Annotated in this window: 25 protein-coding genes and 1 pseudogene; 18 read left to right on the top strand and 8 right to left on the bottom strand. The window is 68.6% G+C overall.

Annotated elements, in window-relative coordinates; genetic code table 11:
- The 8 genes and pseudogenes from Q0W90_RS06960 to rplO all read left to right on the top strand — a co-directional run.
- Positions 1-290: pseudogene (locus tag Q0W90_RS06960) on the top strand (50S ribosomal protein L5); the annotation flags it as partial.
- 3 nt (positions 291-293) lie between these two features.
- On the top strand, positions 294-479 hold the full coding sequence (locus Q0W90_RS06955; RefSeq protein WP_007167851.1) for a type Z 30S ribosomal protein S14: 186 nt from the start codon (positions 294-296) through the stop codon (positions 477-479).
- A 138-nt stretch (positions 480-617) separates the two neighbouring features.
- Positions 618-1,016, top strand: coding sequence for a 30S ribosomal protein S8 (rpsH, locus tag Q0W90_RS06950; RefSeq protein WP_297599749.1), 399 nt, complete (start codon positions 618-620; stop codon positions 1,014-1,016).
- 23 nt (positions 1,017-1,039) lie between these two features.
- Entirely contained in the window at positions 1,040-1,579 is a 540-nt protein-coding gene (gene rplF, locus Q0W90_RS06945; protein ID WP_297599752.1) for a 50S ribosomal protein L6, read from the top strand.
- 41 nt (positions 1,580-1,620) lie between these two features.
- Positions 1,621-1,989 carry a 50S ribosomal protein L18 gene (gene rplR / locus Q0W90_RS06940; protein ID WP_008260609.1) on the top strand — a complete coding sequence of 123 codons (369 nt, stop codon included), beginning with the start codon at positions 1,621-1,623 and terminating at the stop codon, positions 1,987-1,989.
- Between the two features lie 37 nt (positions 1,990-2,026).
- On the top strand, positions 2,027-2,716 hold the full coding sequence (gene rpsE, locus Q0W90_RS06935) for a 30S ribosomal protein S5 (RefSeq protein WP_297599755.1): 690 nt from the start codon (positions 2,027-2,029) through the stop codon (positions 2,714-2,716).
- Entirely contained in the window at positions 2,713-2,931 is a 219-nt protein-coding gene (gene rpmD / locus Q0W90_RS06930) for a 50S ribosomal protein L30 (protein ID WP_297599758.1), read from the top strand. The genes rpsE and rpmD overlap by 4 nt, the downstream gene beginning before the upstream one ends.
- On the top strand, positions 2,928-3,368 hold the full coding sequence (rplO, locus tag Q0W90_RS06925) for a 50S ribosomal protein L15 (protein WP_297599761.1): 441 nt from the start codon (positions 2,928-2,930) through the stop codon (positions 3,366-3,368). The genes rpmD and rplO overlap by 4 nt, the downstream gene beginning before the upstream one ends.
- 10 nt (positions 3,369-3,378) lie before the next feature.
- Here the strand turns inward: rplO and Q0W90_RS06920 are convergent, their stop codons facing one another.
- The gene (locus Q0W90_RS06920) at positions 3,379-4,317 is read right to left on the bottom strand and encodes an LLM class flavin-dependent oxidoreductase (protein WP_297599764.1); all 939 of its coding nucleotides are present in this window, start codon (positions 4,315-4,317) and stop codon (positions 3,379-3,381) included.
- Between the two features lie 38 nt (positions 4,318-4,355).
- On the opposite strand from Q0W90_RS06920, the gene sppA reads away from it, so the two are divergent.
- Positions 4,356-6,143 (top strand): signal peptide peptidase SppA, encoded by a 1,788-nt coding sequence (gene sppA / locus Q0W90_RS06915; RefSeq protein WP_297773788.1) that lies wholly within the window; start codon positions 4,356-4,358, stop codon positions 6,141-6,143.
- A gap of 3 nt (positions 6,144-6,146) precedes the next feature.
- Here sppA and Q0W90_RS06910 read toward each other — a convergent pair whose 3' ends face one another.
- From Q0W90_RS06910 to Q0W90_RS06900, 3 genes are read right to left on the bottom strand one after another with little or no spacing between them, the layout of a single operon-like run.
- Positions 6,147-7,061 carry a class I SAM-dependent methyltransferase gene (locus Q0W90_RS06910; protein WP_297599769.1) on the bottom strand — a complete coding sequence of 305 codons (915 nt, stop codon included), beginning with the start codon at positions 7,059-7,061 and terminating at the stop codon, positions 6,147-6,149.
- Positions 7,062-7,071: 10 nt separating this feature from the next.
- Positions 7,072-7,980, bottom strand: coding sequence for a class I SAM-dependent methyltransferase (locus Q0W90_RS06905; RefSeq protein WP_297599772.1), 909 nt, complete (start codon positions 7,978-7,980; stop codon positions 7,072-7,074).
- Positions 7,973-8,917, bottom strand: a complete 945-nt coding sequence (locus Q0W90_RS06900) for a class I SAM-dependent methyltransferase (RefSeq protein WP_297599775.1) — start codon at positions 8,915-8,917, stop codon at positions 7,973-7,975. Before Q0W90_RS06900 ends, Q0W90_RS06905 begins: the two co-directional genes overlap by 8 nt.
- A gap of 97 nt (positions 8,918-9,014) precedes the next feature.
- Here Q0W90_RS06900 and Q0W90_RS06895 point away from each other — a divergent pair, with 97 nt between their 5' ends.
- Positions 9,015-9,143, top strand: a complete 129-nt coding sequence (locus Q0W90_RS06895) for a hypothetical protein (protein WP_297599778.1) — start codon at positions 9,015-9,017, stop codon at positions 9,141-9,143.
- The gene (locus tag Q0W90_RS06890) at positions 9,140-10,372 is read left to right on the top strand and encodes a zinc-binding dehydrogenase (RefSeq protein WP_297599781.1); all 1,233 of its coding nucleotides are present in this window, start codon (positions 9,140-9,142) and stop codon (positions 10,370-10,372) included. The genes Q0W90_RS06895 and Q0W90_RS06890 overlap by 4 nt, the downstream gene beginning before the upstream one ends.
- On the opposite strand, the gene Q0W90_RS06885 is transcribed toward Q0W90_RS06890, so the two are convergent.
- The 3 genes from Q0W90_RS06885 to Q0W90_RS06875 are packed head-to-tail and all read right to left on the bottom strand — an operon-like array spanning position 10,363 to position 12,949.
- Positions 10,363-11,313, bottom strand: a complete 951-nt coding sequence (locus Q0W90_RS06885) for an MBL fold metallo-hydrolase (RefSeq protein ID WP_297773784.1) — start codon at positions 11,311-11,313, stop codon at positions 10,363-10,365. The two genes, Q0W90_RS06890 and Q0W90_RS06885, sit on opposite strands and share 10 nt — an antisense overlap.
- Positions 11,310-11,963 carry an L-fuculose-phosphate aldolase gene (locus Q0W90_RS06880; RefSeq protein WP_297597594.1) on the bottom strand — a complete coding sequence of 218 codons (654 nt, stop codon included), beginning with the start codon at positions 11,961-11,963 and terminating at the stop codon, positions 11,310-11,312. The genes Q0W90_RS06885 and Q0W90_RS06880 overlap by 4 nt, the downstream gene beginning before the upstream one ends.
- On the bottom strand, positions 11,960-12,949 hold the full coding sequence (locus tag Q0W90_RS06875) for an NAD(P)-dependent oxidoreductase (protein WP_297773782.1): 990 nt from the start codon (positions 12,947-12,949) through the stop codon (positions 11,960-11,962). Before Q0W90_RS06875 ends, Q0W90_RS06880 begins: the two co-directional genes overlap by 4 nt.
- Before the next feature lie 30 nt (positions 12,950-12,979).
- Here Q0W90_RS06875 and Q0W90_RS06870 point away from each other — a divergent pair, with 30 nt between their 5' ends.
- On the top strand, positions 12,980-14,341 hold the full coding sequence (locus tag Q0W90_RS06870) for an FGGY-family carbohydrate kinase (RefSeq protein ID WP_297698078.1): 1,362 nt from the start codon (positions 12,980-12,982) through the stop codon (positions 14,339-14,341).
- Positions 14,342-14,350: 9 nt separating this feature from the next.
- Positions 14,351-15,016, top strand: a complete 666-nt coding sequence (locus tag Q0W90_RS06865; RefSeq protein WP_297597588.1) for a GNAT family N-acetyltransferase — start codon at positions 14,351-14,353, stop codon at positions 15,014-15,016.
- Positions 15,017-15,038: 22 nt separating this feature from the next.
- Here the strand turns inward: Q0W90_RS06865 and Q0W90_RS06860 are convergent, their stop codons facing one another.
- Positions 15,039-15,962, bottom strand: coding sequence for a class I SAM-dependent methyltransferase (locus Q0W90_RS06860; RefSeq protein ID WP_297597586.1), 924 nt, complete (start codon positions 15,960-15,962; stop codon positions 15,039-15,041).
- Positions 15,963-16,230: 268 nt separating this feature from the next.
- On the opposite strand from Q0W90_RS06860, the gene secY reads away from it, so the two are divergent.
- The 5 genes from secY (at position 16,231) to Q0W90_RS06835 (ending at position 20,296) form a co-directional block, all read left to right on the top strand.
- A complete protein-coding gene (gene secY / locus Q0W90_RS06855; protein ID WP_297773789.1) occupies positions 16,231-17,556 on the top strand; it encodes a preprotein translocase subunit SecY in 1,326 nt (441 codons plus the stop codon).
- The gene (locus Q0W90_RS06850; protein ID WP_009956578.1) at positions 17,553-18,098 is read left to right on the top strand and encodes an adenylate kinase; all 546 of its coding nucleotides are present in this window, start codon (positions 17,553-17,555) and stop codon (positions 18,096-18,098) included. The genes secY and Q0W90_RS06850 overlap by 4 nt, the downstream gene beginning before the upstream one ends.
- A 2-nt stretch (positions 18,099-18,100) precedes the next feature.
- Positions 18,101-18,901, top strand: coding sequence for a type I methionyl aminopeptidase (map, locus tag Q0W90_RS06845; protein WP_297597582.1), 801 nt, complete (start codon positions 18,101-18,103; stop codon positions 18,899-18,901).
- A gap of 99 nt (positions 18,902-19,000) precedes the next feature.
- Complete coding sequence (locus Q0W90_RS06840; protein ID WP_297597580.1) at positions 19,001-19,546, top strand: sigma-70 family RNA polymerase sigma factor; 546 nt, start codon at positions 19,001-19,003, stop codon at positions 19,544-19,546.
- A gap of 39 nt (positions 19,547-19,585) precedes the next feature.
- Positions 19,586-20,296 (top strand): zf-HC2 domain-containing protein, encoded by a 711-nt coding sequence (locus Q0W90_RS06835; RefSeq protein WP_297597602.1) that lies wholly within the window; start codon positions 19,586-19,588, stop codon positions 20,294-20,296.
- Positions 20,297-20,361: the final 65 nt, after the last annotated feature.

Here is a 20,361-nt window from a genome sequence, read left to right as displayed (position 1 = left end):
TCGGCGCCCGGGTCACCCTGCGCGGCGACCGGATGTGGGAGTTCCTCGACCGTCTCACCTCGATCGCGCTGCCCCGTATCCGCGACTTCCGCGGCCTTTCACCCAAGCAATTCGACGGTGTCGGCAACTACACCTTCGGGCTGGCGGAGCAGTCGGTGTTCCACGAGATCGACGTGGACAAGATCGACCGGGTCCGCGGCATGGACATCAACGTCGTCACCTCGGCGACGACTGACGACGAAGGACGAGCGCTGTTGCGAGCTCTCGGCTTTCCCTTCAAGGAGAACTGAGCCATGGCAAAGAAGGCACTGGTCAACAAGGCCGCACGCAAGCCGAAGTTCGCGGTGCGCGGCTACACACGCTGCAACAGGTGCGGCCGGCCGCGTGCGGTCTTCCGCAAATTCGGCCTGTGCAGGATCTGCCTGCGCGAGATGGCGCACGCGGGCGAGCTGCCCGGCGTGCAAAAGAGCAGCTGGTAAGAGCCAGAACCCCAAGACCAAACCAGAAAAGGTGCGCGATAGGCCCGGACAGGGAACCATCGCGAGGAAGGTGACAGACACTGTCATGACTGCGACATCGACGATGCAGAGCGCAGCGATGAAGAGGAGTGGCGCTCGATGACCATGACGGACCCGATCGCAGACTTCTTGACACGTCTGCGCAACGCCAATTCGGCGTATCACGACGAGGTGACGTTGCCGCACTCGAAGCTCAAGGCGAACATCGCCCAGATCCTCAAGAGAGAGGGCTACATCAGCGACTATCGGACCGAGGATGCTCGGGTCGGCAAGTCGCTGATCGTTCAGCTCAAGTACGGGCCGAGCCGGGAGCGCAGCATCGCCGGCTTACGCCGCGTGTCCAAGCCCGGTTTGCGGGTGTACGCAAAATCCACCAATCTGCCGCGTGTGCTCGGTGGCCTGGGTGTGGCGATCATCTCCACCTCGTCGGGCCTGCTGACCGATCGCCAGGCGGCCAGACAGGGCGTGGGCGGCGAAGTCCTCGCGTACGTGTGGTAAGGCCGGGGAGGTAGCGAAACACTATGTCGCGTATTGGTAAGCAGCCGGTTCCGGTTCCCTCCGGAGTCGACGTAACGATCGATGGTCAGAACGTCTCGGTGAAGGGGCCCAAGGGCACCCTGGATCTGACGGTGGCCGAGCCGATCACCGTGGCGCGCAACGACGATGGCGCGATCGTGGTCACCCGGCCCAACGACGAGCGCCGCAACCGCTCGCTGCACGGGCTGTCGCGCACCCTGGTGTCCAACTTGGTCACCGGCGTGACGCAGGGCTACACCACCAAGATGGAGATCTTCGGCGTCGGTTACCGCGTGCAGCTCAAGGGCTCCCACCTCGAGTTCGCGCTGGGCTACAGCCACCCCGTGGTGATCGAGGCTCCGGAGGGCATCACGTTCGCCGTTCAGTCGCCGACGAAGTTCACCATCACCGGGATCGACAAGCAGAAGGTCGGCCAGATCTCGGCGAACATCCGCCGTCTGCGTCGCCCCGACCCGTACAAGGGCAAGGGCGTGCGCTACGAGGGCGAGCAGATCCGCCGCAAGGTCGGAAAGACAGGTAAGTAATCATGGCGCAATCACAAGCTGGCACTGTCGCGCGAAAGCCGGTGGGGCAGAGCGTATCCGCGACTCGGCGCGTTTCTCGGCTGCGTAGGCACGCCCGGCTGCGCAAGAAGATCGAGGGCACCCCGCAGCGTCCGCGGCTGGTGGTCAACCGGTCCGCGCGACACATTCACGTGCAACTGGTCAACGACGAGAACGGGACCACGGTGGCCGCCGCGTCGTCGATCGAGGACGACGTGCGGAGTCTGCAGGGGGACAAGAAAGCCCGCAGCGTGCGGGTGGGCCAACTGATCGCCGAGCGCGCCAAGGCCGCCGGCATCGACAGTGTGGTCTTCGACCGTGGCGGATACACCTACGGCGGACGGATCGCGGCGCTGGCCGATGCCGCACGCGAGAACGGATTGCAATTCTGATGACTGAGAACGTGTACACGACTGGAAGGACCGCATAATGGCGGAGCAGCCCGCCGGCGGACAAGGCGCCGGCGACAGCCGCGACTCCCGTGGTGACCGCGACAACCGCGGTCGGCGCGACGGAGGTGGCCGCGGCGGTCGTGATCGGGACCGCGACGGCGACAAGAGCAACTACCTGGAGCGGGTCGTCGCCATCAACCGTGTCTCCAAGGTGGTCAAGGGTGGTCGGCGATTCAGCTTCACCGCGCTGGTGATCGTCGGCGACGGCAACGGCATGGTCGGTGTCGGCTACGGCAAGGCCAAGGAAGTTCCCGCCGCGATCGCCAAGGGCGTCGACGAGGCTCGCAAGGGCTTCTTCCGGGTGCCGCTGATCGGCGGCACCATCACCCACCCGGTGCAGGGTGAGGCCGCCGCCGGTGTGGTGCTGCTGCGCCCGGCCAGCCCCGGTACCGGTGTGATCGCCGGCGGTGCCGCGCGTGCGGTGCTGGAATGCGCAGGGGTGCACGACATCCTGTCCAAGTCACTGGGTAGCGACAACGCCATCAACGTGGTGCACGCCACGGTGGCCGCGCTCAAGATGCTGCAGCGTCCGGAGGAGGTGGCGGCCCGGCGCGGGCTGCCCATCGAGGACGTCGCGCCGGCCGGAATGCTCAAGGCGCGTCGCGAAAGTGACGCGCTGGCCAGTGCGGCGGCCCGCGAGGCGCAGAATTCGGGGACCCGGCCATGAGCAGTCAACTGAAGATCACCCAGGTGCGCAGCACCATCGGGGCCCGCTGGAAGCAGCGTGAGTCCCTGCGCACCCTGGGCCTGCGACGGATTCGCCACTCGGTGATCCGCGAGGACAACCCGCAGACGCGCGGCCTGATCGCGGTGGTCAGCCACCTCGTCGAGGTGGAGCCGGCCGAGGCGAGCGCCGCCGGCACCGGAGGTAGCAAGAAATGACGATCAAGTTGCACGATCTCAAGCCGGCGCGCGGGTCGAAGACCGCTCGCACCCGGGTCGGTCGTGGTGAAGGCTCAAAGGGCAAGACGGCCGGCCGTGGTACCAAGGGCACCAAGGCGCGCAAGAACGTGCCGGCCACCTTCGAGGGTGGACAGATGCCGATCCACATGCGGCTGCCCAAGCTCAAGGGATTCCGCAACCGGTTCCGCACCGAGTACGAGATCGTCAACGTCGGCGACCTCAATCGGCTTTTCCCGCAGGGTGGTTCGATCGGCGTGGACGAGTTGGTGGCCAAGGGCGCCGTTCGCAAGAACTCTCTGGTCAAGGTCCTCGGCGACGGCAAGTTGACCGTCAAGATCGAGGTGACCGCGCACAAGTTCAGCGGCAGCGCGCGTGAGAAGATCACCGCGGCCGGCGGCTCGGCCACCGAGCTGTAGGCCTGCGCAACTAACTCAGCCGCGGAATCACCTCTGCGGCAAGACGTTCCATCTGCTCGCGGTTCTCGGCGACGTCGGCGCCGACGGGGTTCAGTAACAGCATTTGCGCCCCGGCGTCGATGACCTCGCGCAGCCCGCGGGCCACGTCTTCGGGGGTGCCGGATACCGGCACGTCCTGCACGCCGGGCATTCGCCCGTAGATGCGGTCCAGCCCGGCGATCACGCGTTCGGTGGCCTTGGCGGCGTCGTCGTCGACCATCAGGTAGACCCGCTTGCCGATGGTGAAGCCGGCGGGGTCCGTGTGTTGCTCGTCGAGCTCGCGGCGCACGACGGCGACGGCCCCGGCGAACGCCTCGGTGGTCGACGAGCCGGCGCCCAGGAACGAATCACCGTGCCGCACGGCGCGGGCCAGCGCCTTGGGGGCCAGGCCCCCGAACCAGATCGGCGGGTGCGGTCGCTGCACCGGCTTGGGAGCGATGGGCAGGTCGTCGACGTCGCGGAACCGGCCGTGAAACGCCACCCGGGGCTCGTCGGACCAGGCCGCCTTCATCAGCTCCAGGCCCTCGGTGAAATACGAGACGAAGGTGTCCTTGTCGACGCCGAAGGCCGCGAATTTCCGTCGACCGCCACCGGGGGCGACACCGATGTCGAGGCGCCCGTGGCTGAGTCGGTCGACGGCGGTGATCGCCGAGGCCAACTGGAGCGGTTCGTGCAGCGACGTCACCAGCACGCCGACGCCCAGGCGCAGCCGCTCCGTGCAGGCGGCGCAATAGGCGAGCAGCTCCAGCGGCGCCAGCAGCGGCGCGGGCCCGATGATCTGTTCGAGCACCCAGCCGCCCTCGAAACCGAGTTCTTCGGCGCGGGCGAGGAAGGATCGGAGCCCCGCCCCGTCGAAGCCGTCTCCGGAACCGTCGTAGTCGAACTGCGGGATGGCGATGGAGAACCTCACCGGACCACCGTACGGTGGACTCTCGGTAGTCTGCAGAGATGTTCGCTTTCCTGCCCTCGATACCGGGCGTCGACGAGGTCCGTGCGCTGGCCGTCCGGGTCGATACCGCCCGCCATCACGGCGTTCCCAACGGCTGTGTGCTCGAATTGGATCTGCGCTCCATGCCGCCGGAGACGTCGGGCTTCGACCCGTTGGCGATGATCACCGGGGGGAACCGTCCGGTACCGCTGCGGGACATGGTGTCCGCCATCCACCGGGCGGCCGAGGATCCGCGGGTCGCCGGGCTGATCGCCCGCGTGCAACTCGCGGCGTCGCCGTCGGCCGCGGTGCAGGAGCTGCGTGAGGCGATCGCCGCGTTCACTGCCGCGAAGCCGTCACTGGCCTGGGCCGAGACCTATCCGGGCACGTTGTCGTACTACCTGGCTTCGGCGTTCGGTGAGGTCTGGATGCAGCCCGCGGGAAGCGTCGGACTGATCGGTTTCGCCAGCAACGTCACCTTCCTGCGCGACGCGTTCGACAAGGCCGGCATCGAGGCCGAATTCGTCGCTCGCGGCGAATACAAGTCGGCGGTAAACCGTTTCACCGAGCACGGCTTCACCGAGGCCCACCGCGAGGCCGTCACCCGGATGCTGGAGAGCATTCGGGAACAGGTGTGGCAGGCGGTCGCGCAATCACGCAAGTTCGACGCGAAAGTGCTCGACGCGCTCGCCGACCGCGCGCCGCTGTTGCGCGAGGAGGCCGTGACCTCGGGCCTGATCGACCGGATCGGATTCCGTGACGAGGCCTACGCCCGCATCGCGGAATTGGTCGGGCCGCAAAACCATTCAGAAGACGATTCGGATGGGGACGGGCCGCCGCGGCTGTATGTGTCGCGCTACGCCGGTGCCGCCCGGTCACGGCTGACCCCGCCGGTTCCCTCGGTGCCCGGTCGCCGGCCCAAGCCCACGGTGGCCGTCGTCAACATCGACGGCACGATCGTCGACGGACGTGGTGGGCCCCAATTCCTGCCGTTCGGCGCCTCCACCGTCGGCAGTGACACCATCGCGCCGGCGCTGCGGGAAGCCGCCGCCGACGATTCGGTGTCCGCGATCGTGCTGCGGGTCAACAGCCCCGGCGGCTCCGTCACCGCATCGGAAACCCTTTGGCGCGAGGTGAAAAGGGCCCGCAAACGCGGTAAACCGGTGGTGGCGTCGATGGGTGCGGTCGCCGCGTCCGGCGGTTACTACATCTCGGTGGCGGCCGACGCGATCGTCGCCAGCCCGGCGACGATCACCGGGTCGATCGGCGTGATCACCGGCAAGCTGGTGATCCGTGATCTGCTGGCGCGCCTGGGCGTGGGGTCGGACACGGTGCGCACCAACGCCAATGCCGACGCCTGGGCGATCGACGCGCCGTTCACCCCGGAGCAGCGCGCCCACCGGGAGGCCGAGGCCGACCTGGTGTACGCCGACTTCGTGGAGCGGGTCGCCGACGGCCGCAATCTGACCACCGATGCCGTCGACCGGGTCGCCCGGGGCCGGGTCTGGACCGGCGCCGACGCGCTGGAGCGGGGCCTGGTCGACGAGCTGGGCGGGTTCCGAACGGCGCTGCGCCGGGCGAAAATCCTTGCCGGACTGGACGAGGACGCCGACGTGCGCATCGTCACCTACCCGGGGGGTTCGCTGCTGGACATGCTGCGGCCCCGGACCTCCTCGCAACCGGCCGCCGCGTCGCTGCCCGACGCGCTGGGCGCGCTGCTGGGCCGCACCCTCGGCGGGATCCTGGACAACGTCGAACGGTCCTTCACCGGTGCCAGTGCGCTGTGGCCGGGTCCCTGGCGGTTCTAGCCGCTAGCCCGTGAGCCTGCCGCTGATGAACACGATTTCACCGAGCGGGTCGTCGTTCTCCGGGGCGGGCGCGTCGATGCCGAGGCGACCGAAGAGTTCGGTTCGGGTGACGCCCTCGGCCTGCCACCCGATGCTCGACAGATAGTCCACGACGTGGTTGCGTTCGCCGGCGTAGACCAGCGACGCCATGTCGATGTCCACGCCGTGCTCCCGGAACGAGCCGGACATCTCCCGCACCCTCTCGGCGTCGAAATCGATGATGCCGGGCACGAATTCGGTGGCGATGGTGCTGCCGGGCGCGCTGAGCGCGGTGATGTTGTCGAACAGCCGGTCCTGTGCCTCCGGCGGCAGGTAGATCAGCAGACCCTCGGCCAACCACGCCGTCGGCGCCGTCGTGTCGAATCCGGCGTCCTGCAACGCGGTGGGCCAGTCCGCCCGTAGATCGATGCCGACGGTGCGCCGGGCGGCGGCCGGGTCGGCACCGATGCCGGCCAGCGTTGCCGACTTGAACTCGATCACCTGCGGCTGGTCGATCTCGTAGACCACCGTGCCGTCGGGCCACGGCAACCGGTAGGCGCGCGCGTCCAGGCCGGAAGCCAGGATCACCACCTGACGCACCCCGGTGCCGGTGGCATCGATGAAGTAGTCGTCAAAGTATTTGGTGCGCACCGTCATTCCGTCGATCATCGCCTGAACGCGCACGGACGAGGCGTTCTCTAGCGCGTCGATGTCGAGCTCGCCGTCCATCATCTTGGTAAAGAAATCCACGCCGACCGCGCGCACCAGCGGCTCGGCGAACGGATCGTTGATCAAACCGCGCGGATCCTTCGTCGCCATCGCGCGCCCGGCCGCGACCATCGTCGCGGTGGCGCCGACGCTGGACGCCAGATCCCAGTTGTCGTCGTGAGTGCGTGGCATCAGAAGAACCTTACTCGAGGGTCGCCGCGACGTAGCTCAGGTCACCGAATGTGGCCGCCATCTCGTCCTCGGGGAACTCAAACCCGTTGCGGACATACAATTCCCGGGCGCGATGAGCGAGCACCCGCCAGCCGTGGTCGCTCAGGTAGTCGACGACGACGTTGCGCTCACCCCGGTAGAACAGGTCGGCCGCGTCGAGGTCGAAGCCGAAGCGTTGCCACCGCTCGGAGATGCGCCGCAGGCGCTCATCGGAGAACGCGTCGGAGTCGGGCACGTGTTCGGTCGCCACCCGGCTGCCCGGCGCGGAGAGCGCGGTGATGTTGTCGAACAATCGGTCCTGAGCGTCGGGCGGTAGGTAGGGCAGCAGCCCTTCGGCGCTCCACGCGGTCGGTTGGGTGACGTCAAAACCGCCTTCGCGCAACGCCGCGGGCCAGTCGTCGCGCAGGTCGATGCTGATCGTGCGGCGCTCGGCGGTGGGAGCGGCGCCGAGACCGGCCAGCGTGTCGGTCTTGAAGGCGATGACGTCGGGCTGGTCGATCTCGTAGACCACGGTGCCCGCCGGCCACCGCAGGCGGTAGGCCCTGGTGTCCAGGCCGGAGGCCAGGATCACCGCCTGGCGCACACCGTCGTGCGTGGCGCCGGTGAAGAAGTCGTCGAAAAACCTGGTGCGCACCGTGATCTGCTCGGCCCGCGCCTTCCGGTTGAACAGCGGGTCGTCCTCGAAGTCGAGCTCCCCGTCGATGATCCGGATGAAGGGAGCCAGCCCCACGGCGCGCACCAACGGGTCGGCCAGCGGATCATCGAGCAGCGCGTCGGGTCCCTTCGAGGCCACCGCGCGGGAGGCGGCGACCATGGTGGCCGTCGCTCCCACGCTATGCGCCGGTCCCCAGCTGTCGCCCTCGGCGCGTCCCTCACTCATAGGTGCCGCTGGTGTAGAGCATCTCGCCCATCCGCATGTCGTCGTCGCTGAGCGGGTCAAGCCCGTTGGCGGCGAACAGTTCCCGGATGCTGGCGCTGTTCAACCGCCAACCATGATCGGCCAGGTAGGGGGCCGCCTCGTTGCGGTCGCCGAAGTAGACCAGTCCAGCCATGTCGAGGTCGAAACCGTGCGCGCGCCAGCGCTCGGAGATCGTCTGCATGCGCTCCTTCAGCTTCTCGTCGTCGCCGGGCTCGGGGTTGGGCGCGCTCTCGGTGGCGAGCCGGCTGCCCGGCGCGCTGAGCTCGGTGATGGTGTCCAGCAGGCGATCCTGCGCCTCCGGGGGCAGGTAGCCGAGCAGGCCCTCGGCGCTCCACGCGGTCGGCTGCGCGGGGTCGAACCCGGCGACGCGCAGCGCTGCGGGCCAGTCGTCGCGCAGATCGACGGCCACCACCCGCCGCTCGGCGGTGGGGGCGGCGCCCAGCTCGGCCAGCGAGCGGGTCTTGAATTCGATCACCTGCGGCTGGTCCACCTCGTAGACCACCGTCCCGGCCGGCCACGCCAACCGGTAGGCGCGCGCGTCCAGCCCGGAGGCCAAAATGACGGCCTGCTTGATGCCCGCGTTCGTGGCGTCCAGGAAAAACTCGTCGAAGAACTTGGTGCGGACCGCCATGTTGTCGGCCATGCGCGACATCGCCCCGGCGGACCCCGCGGCGCCGTCGTGGACGTCGTTCAGCTCGGCCGGGTCCAGCTCGCCGCTGGCCAGCCGGGAGAGCAGATCCACGCCGACCAGCTTGACCAACGGCTCGGCGAAGGGGTCGTTGATCAGCGGGCGCTCGGCGCGGGTGGCCATCGCCCGGGCCGCCGCCACCATCGTCGCGGTCACGCCCACGCTGGAGGCGAGGTCCCAGGTGTCGCCCTCGTACCTGGTGGAAGTCATCGTTGTGCCCCTATCGGAGGTAGGTAATCTAATATTTAGCCAATATAACAAGCTCTCCCCACTGTACGCTTCCCGCGATTCGCGGCAACCTTTACTGATGGCGTACGAACCGGCGGGTAAGCGGGTGCTGATCACGGGCGCTTCGTCGGGATTGGGTGCGGGCGACGCCAAAAATGCCGACCTCGACGCGTTCATCGCCGGTGCGGCGGGGATGGCGGCGCAATGAAGGCGCTGGTCTACGGCGTACCGCCGGAGCCGTTCGACGTTCCCGGGAACGCCAACGCGCTGACCCAGAACCTGGCCCGCACCCCGACCGCCCTGCGCGAGTTGCCGGATCCGCAACTGCCACACCAGGACTGGGTGCTCACCCGGCCGCGGCTGACCGGCATCTGCGGGTCGGATTCCAAGCAGATCCTGATGGATTTCGGCGAAGACGACGCCGACAACGCCATGTCCGCATTCTGCTCGTTCCCGCAAGTCATGGGTCACGAGGTGGTCGCCGACGTGGTGGCGCTCGGCCCGCGGGCGCGCGGCCTGCAGGTGGGGCAGCGGGTGGTGCTCAACCCGTGGCTGTCCTGCGGGCCGCGGGGTATCGAGCCGCCCTGCCCGGCGTGTGAGGCCGGCGATTACAGCCTGTGCTGGAGCTTCACCGACGGCGACATCAAGCCCGGCATCCACACCGGTGTTTCGGCCGATGTGACGGGCGGCTACGCCGAACTGATGCCCGCCCACGACAGCATGCTGTTCGTGGTGCCGGATTCGATTCCCGACGAGATGGCCGTGTTCGCCGACCCGTTCTCGGTGTCCCTGCACGCGGTCACCCGCCATCCACCGCCCCGCACCGGCTCCGTGTTGGTGTACGGGGCCGGCTCGCTCGGGTTGTGTGCGGTCGCGATCCTGCGGGCGCTGTATCCCGACGTGGCCGTGGCAGTCGTGGCCCGCTTCGCTGCCCAGGCCGAGCTGGCCCGCCGGTTCGGCGCCGCCAAAGTCCTTGCGCACGAACCGCATGTGGCCATCATCGAAGAGCTCGCCACATGGGGCGGCGGCCGATTGCGTCAGCCGCTGCTGGGTCTGCCGATGGCCCACCCCGGCGCGGTCGACGTCGTCTACGACACCATCGGCAAGCCCGAGACCTTCGAAGTGGGGGTCCGGGTCCTGCGCTCGCGAGGGACCCTGGTGAAGGCCGGTGTCCACGCGCCCGGCCGGTGGGAGGACAGCCCGCTCTACTTCAAAGAGATTTCTCTGGTGGGCTCCAACGCCTTCGGCGTCGAAGAGGTCGACGGGCAGCGCAAGCACGCCATCGCCCACTACCTCGACCTGGTTGCGGCTCGCCGGGTGGACCTGCGTCCCATGCTCACCCATACGTTCGGGTTGCAGCGTTGGCGCGACGCGTTTTTGGCGATCGCCAATCAGGGCGAGAGCGGCGCGGTCAAGGTCGCTTTCGATCAGCGGTGAGGTGGCGCGCCGGAAGGCGGCGGGAGGGAGGGGATGTCCAACCAGCGACCGACCTCGAACCGGTCGTCGACGGCGCGGATCGTCGCGCCGCCGCGGCCGGGGTAATGGGCGGGTATCACCGTCGCCTTCGCCGCTGCGGCCTCGGTGAATACGCGACGACGGGTAACTGCGGCCGCGGTGGCGTCCACGTCGAAGGCGCACGCGTCACCGGGCCGACGCAGTTGCAGCGGGCTGTGCGTGAGATCGCCGACGAACACGGCCGATTGACCCGCATCCAGCCACAGCACCGAGGAGCCCGGCGTGTGCCCGGGCGCGGGCCGCAGCCGCAGCGAATCGCTGATCCGGTAGTCGTCCGACCACCGGATCAGTTGTCCTGCAGCGTCGATGGGTAGCACGCTGTCCGCGAACACCAGCTGATCGCCGCGCTGCTGGGCCTGTTCGGCCTCGGTGTGCGGCGTTGCGCGCGAAGCGGGCCCGTCGGGCTCGAAGTGGCGGTAGTCGGCGGCGGGCAGCAGATACCGGGCGTTGGGGAAGGTCGGCACCCACGCGCCGTTTTCGAGCATGGTGTTCCAGCCGACGTGATCGGAGTGCATGTGGGTGTTGACCACCACGTCGACGGCGTCGCGGTCGATGCCCGCCGATCCGAGCGCGGTCAGGAACGCCGTGTTCAGGTGATCCAGGGGCGGCATGTGCGGGCGTAGCCGATCGTTGCCGACGCCGGTGTCGACGATGACGGTCAGGCCGTCGACCTGTATGACCCAGCTCTGAATCGCGATGTGCCACTGATCGGTGTCGGGATCGAAGAAGTCGGGCACCAGCAAGTCGGCGTTGTCGTGCCATCCCGACGGTGGGGTTCGGGGAAAAGACGTTGCGCCCAACGAGAACCGGAGTTCCAGTACCCGCGCCAAGCTCGCGCGGCCGAGCCGGAAGTGCTGCGTCACGCGTTGCCGCGCAGATAGCCGTAGACCGCGGCGAAGTTGCGGTTGACGTCCTCGGGGATGGGCACCGGGCCCCCGAGAGCGCGTGCGCCCCAGACGATTTGGGCGGTGCGTTCCACCAGCGCGGTGACGTGCAGCGCCTTGTCGGGCCGGGGCCCGACGGCCACCAGGCCGTGGTTGGCGATCAGGGCGGCGGCGCGGCCCTCGAGTGCGGTGACCGCGTTGGTGCCGACGTCGGGGGTCCCCGACGCGGCGTAGTCGGTGCACCGGACGTCCCCGCCGCAATACACCGCGAACTCGTCGATACACGCGGGGATCGGTTCGTGGGCGATGGCGAACATGGTGGCCCACACCGGATGACTGTGAATGACGCTGCCGATGTCGTCGAAGGCCCGATAACAGGCCAGGTGCAGCTGCATCTCCGAGGAGGGTGACCGCCCCTCGGCGGCCCGCAGCACCGAGCCGCCCGCGTCGACGAGCACCAGGTCGTCGAGCTGCATGTCGCGGTAGTCGACGGACGACGGGGTGATGACGATGGTGCCGTCGGCGCGGCGCGCCGAGATGTTGCCGGCGGTGCCCTCCACCAGGCCCCGGCGCAGCATGTCCTTGGCCGCGTCCAGCACCGCGGTCTCCGCGTTGTCGATGAACTTCATGGCCCTAGCACCTCCGGGTTGACGATATGGGCGGGTACGCCGCCGCTCAGCAGCGCATCCAGGTCGTCGGCCACCATCCGCGCCTGCCGCGCCTCGGTGTTCCAGGTGGCGCCGCCGATGTGCGGCGTCAGCACCACGTTCCCCATCCCCACCAGCGGGTGATCGGCCGGTAGCCATTCACCGGCGAAGTGGTCGAGCCCCGCGGCGGCCACCTTGCCCGCGACCAGGGCGTCGACCAGCGCGTCGGTGTCGTGCAGCTGGGCGCGGGCGGTATTGAGGAAGACCACGCCGTCGCGCATGGCCGCGAACTGGCCGGTGCCGATCATGCCGGCGGTGTCGTCGGTGACCGGGGCGTGCAGGGACACGATGTCCGCCCCGCCGAGCAGCTCGTCGAGGCTGTGCCGCGCGTCGGGGTTGTAGGGGTCGTGCGCGATGACCCGCAGACCCAGCCCACGCAGCCGCCACTGCGTCGCGCGGCCGACGGCGCCGAGGCCCACCAGTCCGGCGGTGAGTCCCGCGATCTCACCGCCGCGGAACCGTTGGTAGGGGATGCTGCCGTCGCGAAAGATGTTGCCGCTGCGTACATCCGCATCCGCGGGCAGCACGTGGCGGGTGGCGGCCAGCAGCAGGGCCACCGTCATCTCGGCGACGGCGTCGGCGTTGCGGGCGGGGGTGTTCAACACCGGGACGCCGGCCGCGGTGGCGCCGGCGATGTCGACGTTGTTGGGGTCACCGCGGGTGGAGGCCACGGCAATCAGCGCCCGGCCCCCCGCGCCGAACACCGGGCCGCGCACCGAATCGCTTTCCACCACCACGATTTCGGCGCGTTCGCTCGCGATCCGCTCGGCCAGCTGCTCGGCACTGTAGATACGCAACGGCGTCTGGTTTATCCAGGGGTCATACACCACGTCGGCCAGCTCACACAGCTTGGCGAAGCCCGGGCCGCGCAGCGGGGCGGTCACCAGGGCGCGCGGTTTAGACGTCACGAATGCCAATGCTGGCGTACGGTGACGCCCGTGTCACGCAAAGACGTCACAATCGGGATCGACGTCGGCAGCACCGCGGTCAAGGCGATAGCCGCCGACGCCGACGGCAACGTGACCGCGCGGGTGCGCATCCCCCATGAGCTGCGGGTCCCGGCGGCCGACCGGCTGGAGCACGATGCCGACGAGGCGTGGCGACGCGGCCCCTCGACGGCCCTGAACGAACTGATCCAGCGGACCGACGTCGCCGCGGTGGCCGTCTCGGCGATGGTGCCGTCGATGACCGCCGTCGACCACACGGGCACGCCGATCACGCCCGGACTGCTCTACGGCGACGGCCGGGGCCGCACCCCCGGCGGCGACGCGCAGCCGCTGCCCGCACTGGGCGAGTCCGCCGAGTTCTTGCGCTGGACGGCCGCGCGGGCGCCCGGCGCCGCCGGCTACTGGCCCGCGCCGGCGGTGGCCAACCACGCGCTGGCGGGCCAGGCGGTGATCGACATCGCCACCGCCGCCACGGCGTTTCCGTTGTTCGACGGGACCGGCTGGGATCCCGCCGCGTGCGCCGAGCGCGGCGCGAACGTCGAGCAGATGCCGCGGGTGGAAAGCATGGGGGCCGTCGTCGGGCAGGTGCACGGCTCTGGCGCCGCGTTGGCCACCGGCGCCGTCGACGCGCTGTGCGAACAGATCGTGGCCGGCGCCGACCGCGACGGCGACGTGCTGGTGATGTGTGGCACCACGCTGATCGTGTGGACGACCATTTCGGAGGCACGGCAGATGCCCGGCCTGTGGACCATTCCCCACACCACGGCGGGCAAGAGTCAGATCGGCGGGGCCAGCAACGCCGGCGGGCTGTTCCTCGGTTGGGTGGATCGCGTTGTGGCACAGGCGGACCCGACGGCCGTCGAACCCGGCCGGGTACCGGTGTGGTCACCCTACCTGCGCGGCGAGCGCAGTCCGTTCCACGACCCGGACCGCCGCGGTGTGCTCGAGGCGTTGGATCTGACCCACGACGCCGCCGCGCTGCGGCGGGCCGCCTACGAGGCGTCCGGCTTCGTGGTCCGCCAGCTCATCGAGCTCAGCGCGGCGCCGGTGTCGCGCATCGTGGCCACCGGCGGCGGCACCCGGGTCGGGCCGTGGCTGCAGGCCATCGCCGACGCCACCGGGCGCCCGGTCGAGGTGTCCGGGGTGGCGGAAGGGGCCGCGCTGGGGGCGGCCTTCCTGGCGCGCATGGCGGCCGGTCTGGAAACGACGATCGCCGACGCCGCCCGGTGGGTCGGCACCGAACGCGTCGTCGAGCCCGATCCCGCCTGGGCGGCCGCCGTTCAAGACCGCTACCAGCGGTTCCTACAGATGGCGGACCGCAGATGTAGCGCAATGGCACCACCGCCGTTCTAGGCTGGTGCAATGACCGACCACGACCGCAAAGCCACCCGCCGAGAAATCGCCGATGCCCTGTCGAAAGCTGTGGAGCGCCGCCACGAAATCGCCGACGCCATAGTGGAATCAGAGAACAGGGCGGCCGCGGTGGAGGCGATCGTCCGGTTGCTCGACACCTCCCACCTGGCCGCCGAAGCGGTGATGGGGATGTCGTTCGATCAGCTCACGATCGACTCGCGCCGCAAGATCCTGGCCGAACTCGAAGACCTGAACAAGCAGCTGAGCTTCACCCTGGGCGAGCGTCCGGCGAGCTCGGGGGAGACGCTGGAGCTGCGGCCGTTTTCCGCCGCGAGTGATCGCGACATCTTCGCCGTGCGCACCGAGGAGATCGGCGCGGCCGGTGACGGCTCCGGGGGGCCGGCCGGCACCGTGGACGACGAGATCACCGCCGCGCTGGGGCGCGTCGATGACGAAGAGGCCGCGTGGTTCGTGGCCATCGATTCCGGCGAGAAGGTCGGCATGGTGTTCGGCGAGCTGGTCCACGGCGAGGTCAACGTGCGGATCTGGATTCACCCCGACCACCGCAAGCGGGGGTACGGCACCGCCGCGTTGCGCAAGTCGCGTTCCGAGATGGCGTGGTGTTTCCCCGCGGTCCCGATGGTCGTGCGCGCACCCGCGGCCAAACCCCGCTGAGCGCGTAGCACGCAGGATCGCGCTACGAGCCCAACATTGCGGTGACGGCGACGATGTTGGGGAATTGCGCCGTGTCAGTGGCCTCGGTGTCGTCGGGGTAGTCCAGGCCGTAGTCGCCGAACAGATCCCGCCGCGGCCGGGTGGTCACCTGCCATCCCCGGCCCGTGAGGTAGTCGACGACGTTGCTGCGCTCGCCGTCGAAGAACAGCCCCGAAAGGTCGATGTCGCAGCCGACTTTGGCCCACCTGTCGTTGAATTCCCGCGCGCGTTGCGAAATCGACGTGCCGTTGTCGGGGTGATATTCGGTGGCCAGCAAGCTGGCGGGAGCGCTGAGTGCGGTGATGTTGTCGAAGAGCCGGTCCTGCGCGTCGGGCGGGAGATACATCAGCAGGCCCTCGGCGGCCCACGACGTCGGTTGCGTCACGTCAAACCCGCTGCCGCGCAACGCGGCCGGCCAGTCCTCGCGCAGATCGATGCTGACGGTCCGCCGGTCCGCGGCCGGGGCGGCGGCCAGGCTGGCCAAGGTGGCGCTCTTGAACTCGACGACCTTCGGCTGATCGACCTCGTAGACCACACTTCCGGGCGGCCAGCCGAGCCGGTAGGCACGGGCGTCGAGGCCGGCGGCCAGGATCACCGACTGGCGAATCCCGTCGCGGGCGGCGTTGAGGAAGAAGTCGTCGAAAAAGCGGGTGCGCACCGCGATCGAATCGGTCTCCAGCGAGAGGTCCGTTCCGCCGCCCGCAGACGCCTCGGATTCGGTGATCTCACCGTCGACCAGGCGGCGGAAGAAATCCAGGCCGACCGCGCGCACCAAGGGGGCGGCAAACGGATCGTTGATGATCGGATTGGTCCCCCCGCTGGCCAGCGCGCGGGCCGCGGCGACCATCGTGGCCGTGGCACCGACGCTCGAGGCCAAGTCCCAGCTGTCTTGGTCAGTGCGTGTCATGCTGCTCCCCAAGTTACTTAGCAGATGCAACGAGCGAGACGCACTTTACGCCCTTCGGCTTACGGCTTCCTGTGCCTTTTCCGGGCGACTCGCGGTCGCGGCGGCGACACCCGGTTAACGGCCTCTGGAAAGGCCCAGACCGGACCCGACCGGATCAGCTGTTAGTCTCGTACACGGTTTGACGCGCTGTAGATAAGTCGGCCGTACGTCCTGGCCTGCGGGTGTTGGGCGCGTGATGCAGGAAACCCCGGCTGCGCAGGAGGAAGAGTTGCTTTCCGCTTTCATCTCATCGCTGCGAACAGTCGACCTGAGACGGAAGATCCTCTTCACGCTGGGCATCGTCGTCTTGTACCGGGTCGGCGCCGCGTTGCCGTCCCCGGGCGTCAACTTTCCGAACGTCCAGCAGTGCATCAAAGAGGCCAGCGGCGGCGCGGCCGGACAGATCTACTCGCTGATCAACCTTTTCTCCGGCGGCGCGCTGCTCAAACTCACCGTGTTCGCGGTGGGGGTGATGCCATATATCACCGCCAGCATCATCGTGCAGCTGCTCACGGTGGTCATCCCGCGGTTCGAGGAGCTGCGTAAGGAAGGCCAATCCGGCCAGGCCAAGATGACGCAGTACACCCGGTATCTGGCCATCGCGCTGGCCGTCCTGCAGGCCACCAGCATCGTGGCGCTGGCCGCCAACGGCGGGCTGCTGCAGGGGTGCTCGCTTGACATCATCGCCGACCAGAGCATCTTGACGCTGGTCGTCATCGTGTTGGTGATGACCGGCGGCGCGGCGCTGGTGATGTGGATGGGTGAGCTGATCACCGAACGCGGCGTCGGTAACGGCATGTCGTTGCTGATCTTCATCGGCATCGCGGCCCGCATCCCGGCCGAGGGCAAATCCATCCTGGACAGCCGCGGCGGCATGATCTTCACCGCGGTCTGCGTCGCCGCGCTGATCATCATCGTCGGCGTGGTGTTCGTCGAGCAGGGCCAGCGCCGCATCCCGGTGCAGTACGCCAAGCGCATGGTGGGCCGGCGGATGTACGGCGGCACCTCGACGTATCTGCCGCTCAAGGTCAACCAGGCCGGTGTTATCCCGGTGATCTTCGCGTCCTCGCTCATCTATATCCCGCACCTGATCACCCAGCTGATCCGCAGCGGCAGCGGCGGTGTCGGCAACAGCTGGTGGGACAAGTTCGTCGGCAGCTACCTGTCCGACCCCGGTGATCCGGTCTACATCGGCTTGTATTTCGGGCTGATCATCTTCTTCACGTATTTCTATGTGTCGATCACGTTCAACCCCGATGAGCGCGCCGACGAGATGAAGAAGTTCGGCGGGTTCATTCCTGGGATCCGGCCGGGCAAGCCGACCGCCGATTACCTGCGTTTCGTGCTGAGCCGAATCACCCTGCCCGGCTCGATCTACCTCGGTGCGATTTCGGTGCTGCCCAACTTGTTCTTGGAGATCGGCAATGGGGGGGCGGTTCAGAACCTGCCGTTCGGCGGTCCCGCGGTGTTGATCATGATTGGTGTGGGCTTGGATACGGTCAAGCAGATCGAGAGCCAGCTCATGCAGCGCAACTATGAAGGGTTCCTCAAGTGAGAGTCGTGTTGCTGGGACCGCCGGGGGCGGGCAAAGGAACGCAGGCCCAGAAGCTCTCCGAAAAGCTCGGGATCCCGCAAATCTCCACCGGTGAGCTGTTCCGCAGCAACATCGAGAACGGCACCAAACTCGGCCTGGAGGCCAAGCGTTACCTGGACGCCGGTGACCTGGTGCCCTCGGAGCTGACCAACCAACTCGTCGACGACCGCCTGAGCGATCCGGACGCGGCCAACGGCTTCATCCTGGACGGGTTTCCGCGGTCGCTGCAGCAGGCCAAGGCGCTGCACGAGATGCTCGAACGCCGCGGCACCGACATCGACGCGGTCTTGGAGTTCCGTGTCTCCCAGGACGAGCTGCTGCAACGACTCAAATCGCGCGGCCGCGCCGACGACACCGACGACGTCATCCTGAACCGGATGAAGGTCTACCGGGACGAGACCGCGCCGCTGCTGGACTACTACCGCGACGAACTCAAGACGGTCGACGCCATCGGCACCCTGGACGAAGTGTTCGCCCGCGCGCTGCAGGCGCTGGGCAAGTAGCGATGACCCCGCTGGCGCGGCTGCGGAGCCGCAAGGTGGTGCCGCAACGCAGCGACGGTGAACTCGACGCGATGGCCGCGGCGGGCGCGGTGGTCGCGGCCGCGCTGCAGGCGGTCCGCGCGGCCGTGGTGTCCGGAATATCGACGCTGAGCCTCGACGAAATCGCCGAATCGGTGATCCGGGACGCCGGCGCGGTGCCGTCGTTCCTGGGCTATCACGGCTACCCCGCGTCGATCTGTGCGTCGGTCAACGAGCGGGTGGTCCACGGAATCCCTTCGGCTGCAGAGGTTTTGGCCTCCGGCGACCTGGTTTCGATCGACTGCGGCGCGGTGCTGGACGGCTGGCACGGCGACGCCGCGATCACCGTCGGCGTCGAGGCGCTGGATGCGGCCGACGAAGCGCTGTCGCAGGCCACCCGGGAATCGCTGGAAGCCGGGATCGCGGCGATGGTGCCGGGTAACCGGTTGACCGACGTATCGCACGCCATCGAGATGGGTACGCACGCGGCCGAGGCCCGCCACGCGCGGGCCGTCGGGATCGTCGAGGGCTACGGCGGCCACGGCATCGGCCGGCAGATGCACATGGACCCGTTCCTGCCCAACGAGGGCTCTCCTGGGCGCGGCCCGCTGCTGGCCCCCGGGTCGGTGCTGGCCATCGAACCGATGCTGACGCTGGGAACCGGCAAGACGGTGGTGCTCGACGACCAGTGGACGGTCACCACCACCGACGGGTCGCGTGCGGCACACTGGGAGCACACCGTTGCGGTCACCGACGCCGGGCCGCGGATCCTGACCCTGGCCTGAACTCGCCGCGATCGCCAGCGCGGCGTAGCCGGGCGCAGCGGGTCGAGGCCATTGAACCGACCGCCGACTCGCCTCGTTCCCTGGGCAGGAGGTGATCGAGTGGCTCGTGTGGCTGGCACGGGGAGAGCGTCCGGGGTCGCGGAAGCCGCTCTGATGAAGGCGCTCTACGACGAACACGCCGCGGTCCTGTGGCGCTACGCGCTGCGGCTGACGGGGGACACGAGCCAGTCCGAGGATGTGGTTCAGGAGACGCTGTTGCGGGCGTGGCAACATCCCGAAGTCGTCGGGGACACCGAGCGCTCGGCGCGGGCGTGGTTGTTCACGGTCGCGCGGAACATGATCATCGACGACCGGCGCAGCGCGCGGTTCCGCAATGTCGTCGGTTCGACCGACGTAGCGGGGGCGCCCGAACAGTCCACGCCGGATGAGGTCAACGCGGCGCTGGACCGGTTGCTGATAGCGGACGCGATGGTCCAGCTGTCCGCCGAGCACCGAGCCGTGATCGAACGGTCCTACTACCGCGGGTGGACCACCACACAGATTGCTGCAGACCTCGGCATCGCGGAGGGAACGGTGAAGTCGCGACTACACTATGCCGTGCGGGCGTTGCGACTCACTCTGCAGGAACTTGGAGTTACCCGATGAGGGGCTCCGAATACTTGAGGGGTGACGGACATGGATGAAATGAGGACGCCGGTGCAGGATCTCGGCCCTCCCGAAGACCGCTACGCGATGTGGGATGCCGCATACGTGCTGGGATCGCTGTCGGCCGCGGAACGCCGCGAATTCGAGACGCACATGGCGCACTGCCCGGCCTGCCGGGGGGCGGTCGCCGACCTCAGTGGCGTGCCGGCCCTGCTTTCTCAGCTGGACCGCGTCGAAGTGGCCGCGATCGACGAGTCCGGCCCGGCGCCGGAGATGTCTGAAAAGTTGTTGCCGTCCTTGCTGGCGGCGGTGCGGTGGCGCCGGCGCCGCACCCGGGTGGTGACCTGGGTTGCGTCGGCCGCCGCGGCCGCGGTGCTGGCTATCGGGGTGTTCGTCGGCCTTGAGGGGTGGTCGTCGGCTCCGGCCCAGCAGGTGACCGCGTCGGCCGAGCCCATGGCGCAGGTGGGTACCAGCCTGCTGACCTCCAGCGTGCAGGTCAGCAGCCAGCACTGGGGGACATCCATCAACCTGCGGTGTGTCTGCCTGGCCCCGCTGAACGCGCACCATGACACGCTGGCGATGGTCGTGGTCGGCCGCGACGGCAGCCAAACCCGGCTGGCGACGTGGGTGGCCGTGCCCGGCCACACCGCGACCCCCGCGGGCGCGATCTCGACCCCGGTCGACCAGATCGCCGCCGTGCAAGTGGTGGCCGTCGACAGCGGCAAGGTGCTGTTGCAGCGTTCGCTGTAGAGGATCGGAGCCAGCGTGTTCGGCTACGCGCGTTCCACGAAGCTGGCGGCAGCACCGAACGGCCG

It is taken from the genome of Mycobacterium sp. (genome assembly GCF_025933915.1).
GTDB lineage: Bacteria > Actinomycetota > Actinomycetes > Mycobacteriales > Mycobacteriaceae > Mycobacterium.
This window is presented reverse-complemented; position numbering and strand designations above follow the sequence as displayed.

Excerpts from the sequence above, each read along its gene's own strand:
- rpmD (WP_297599758.1), top strand. The coding sequence starts at position 2,713 with ATGAGCAGTCAACTGAAGATCACCCAGGTGCGCAGCACCATCGGGGCC.
- rplO (WP_297599761.1), top strand. The coding sequence starts at position 2,928 with ATGACGATCAAGTTGCACGATCTCAAGCCGGCGCGCGGGTCGAAGACC.
- rpsE (WP_297599755.1), top strand. The coding sequence starts at position 2,027 with ATGGCGGAGCAGCCCGCCGGCGGACAAGGCGCCGGCGACAGCCGCGAC.
- Q0W90_RS06900 (WP_297599775.1), bottom strand. The coding sequence starts at position 8,917 with ATGACTTCCACCAGGTACGAGGGCGACACCTGGGACCTCGCCTCCAGC.
- Q0W90_RS06880 (WP_297597594.1), bottom strand. The coding sequence starts at position 11,963 with ATGAAGTTCATCGACAACGCGGAGACCGCGGTGCTGGACGCGGCCAAG.
- rpsH (WP_297599749.1), top strand. The coding sequence starts at position 618 with ATGACCATGACGGACCCGATCGCAGACTTCTTGACACGTCTGCGCAAC.
- Q0W90_RS06905 (WP_297599772.1), bottom strand. The coding sequence starts at position 7,980 with ATGAGTGAGGGACGCGCCGAGGGCGACAGCTGGGGACCGGCGCATAGC.
- rplF (WP_297599752.1), top strand. The coding sequence starts at position 1,040 with ATGTCGCGTATTGGTAAGCAGCCGGTTCCGGTTCCCTCCGGAGTCGAC.
- map (WP_297597582.1), top strand. The coding sequence starts at position 18,101 with ATGACCCCGCTGGCGCGGCTGCGGAGCCGCAAGGTGGTGCCGCAACGC.
- Q0W90_RS06835 (WP_297597602.1), top strand. The coding sequence starts at position 19,586 with ATGAGGACGCCGGTGCAGGATCTCGGCCCTCCCGAAGACCGCTACGCG.
- Q0W90_RS06865 (WP_297597588.1), top strand. The coding sequence starts at position 14,351 with ATGACCGACCACGACCGCAAAGCCACCCGCCGAGAAATCGCCGATGCC.
- sppA (WP_297773788.1), top strand. The coding sequence starts at position 4,356 with ATGTTCGCTTTCCTGCCCTCGATACCGGGCGTCGACGAGGTCCGTGCG.
- Q0W90_RS06895 (WP_297599778.1), top strand. The coding sequence starts at position 9,015 with ATGGCGTACGAACCGGCGGGTAAGCGGGTGCTGATCACGGGCGCTTCG.
- Q0W90_RS06955 (WP_007167851.1), top strand. The coding sequence starts at position 294 with ATGGCAAAGAAGGCACTGGTCAACAAGGCCGCACGCAAGCCGAAGTTC.
- Q0W90_RS06860 (WP_297597586.1), bottom strand. The coding sequence starts at position 15,962 with ATGACACGCACTGACCAAGACAGCTGGGACTTGGCCTCGAGCGTCGGT.
- Q0W90_RS06910 (WP_297599769.1), bottom strand. The coding sequence starts at position 7,061 with ATGCCACGCACTCACGACGACAACTGGGATCTGGCGTCCAGCGTCGGC.
- Q0W90_RS06890 (WP_297599781.1), top strand. The coding sequence starts at position 9,140 with ATGAAGGCGCTGGTCTACGGCGTACCGCCGGAGCCGTTCGACGTTCCC.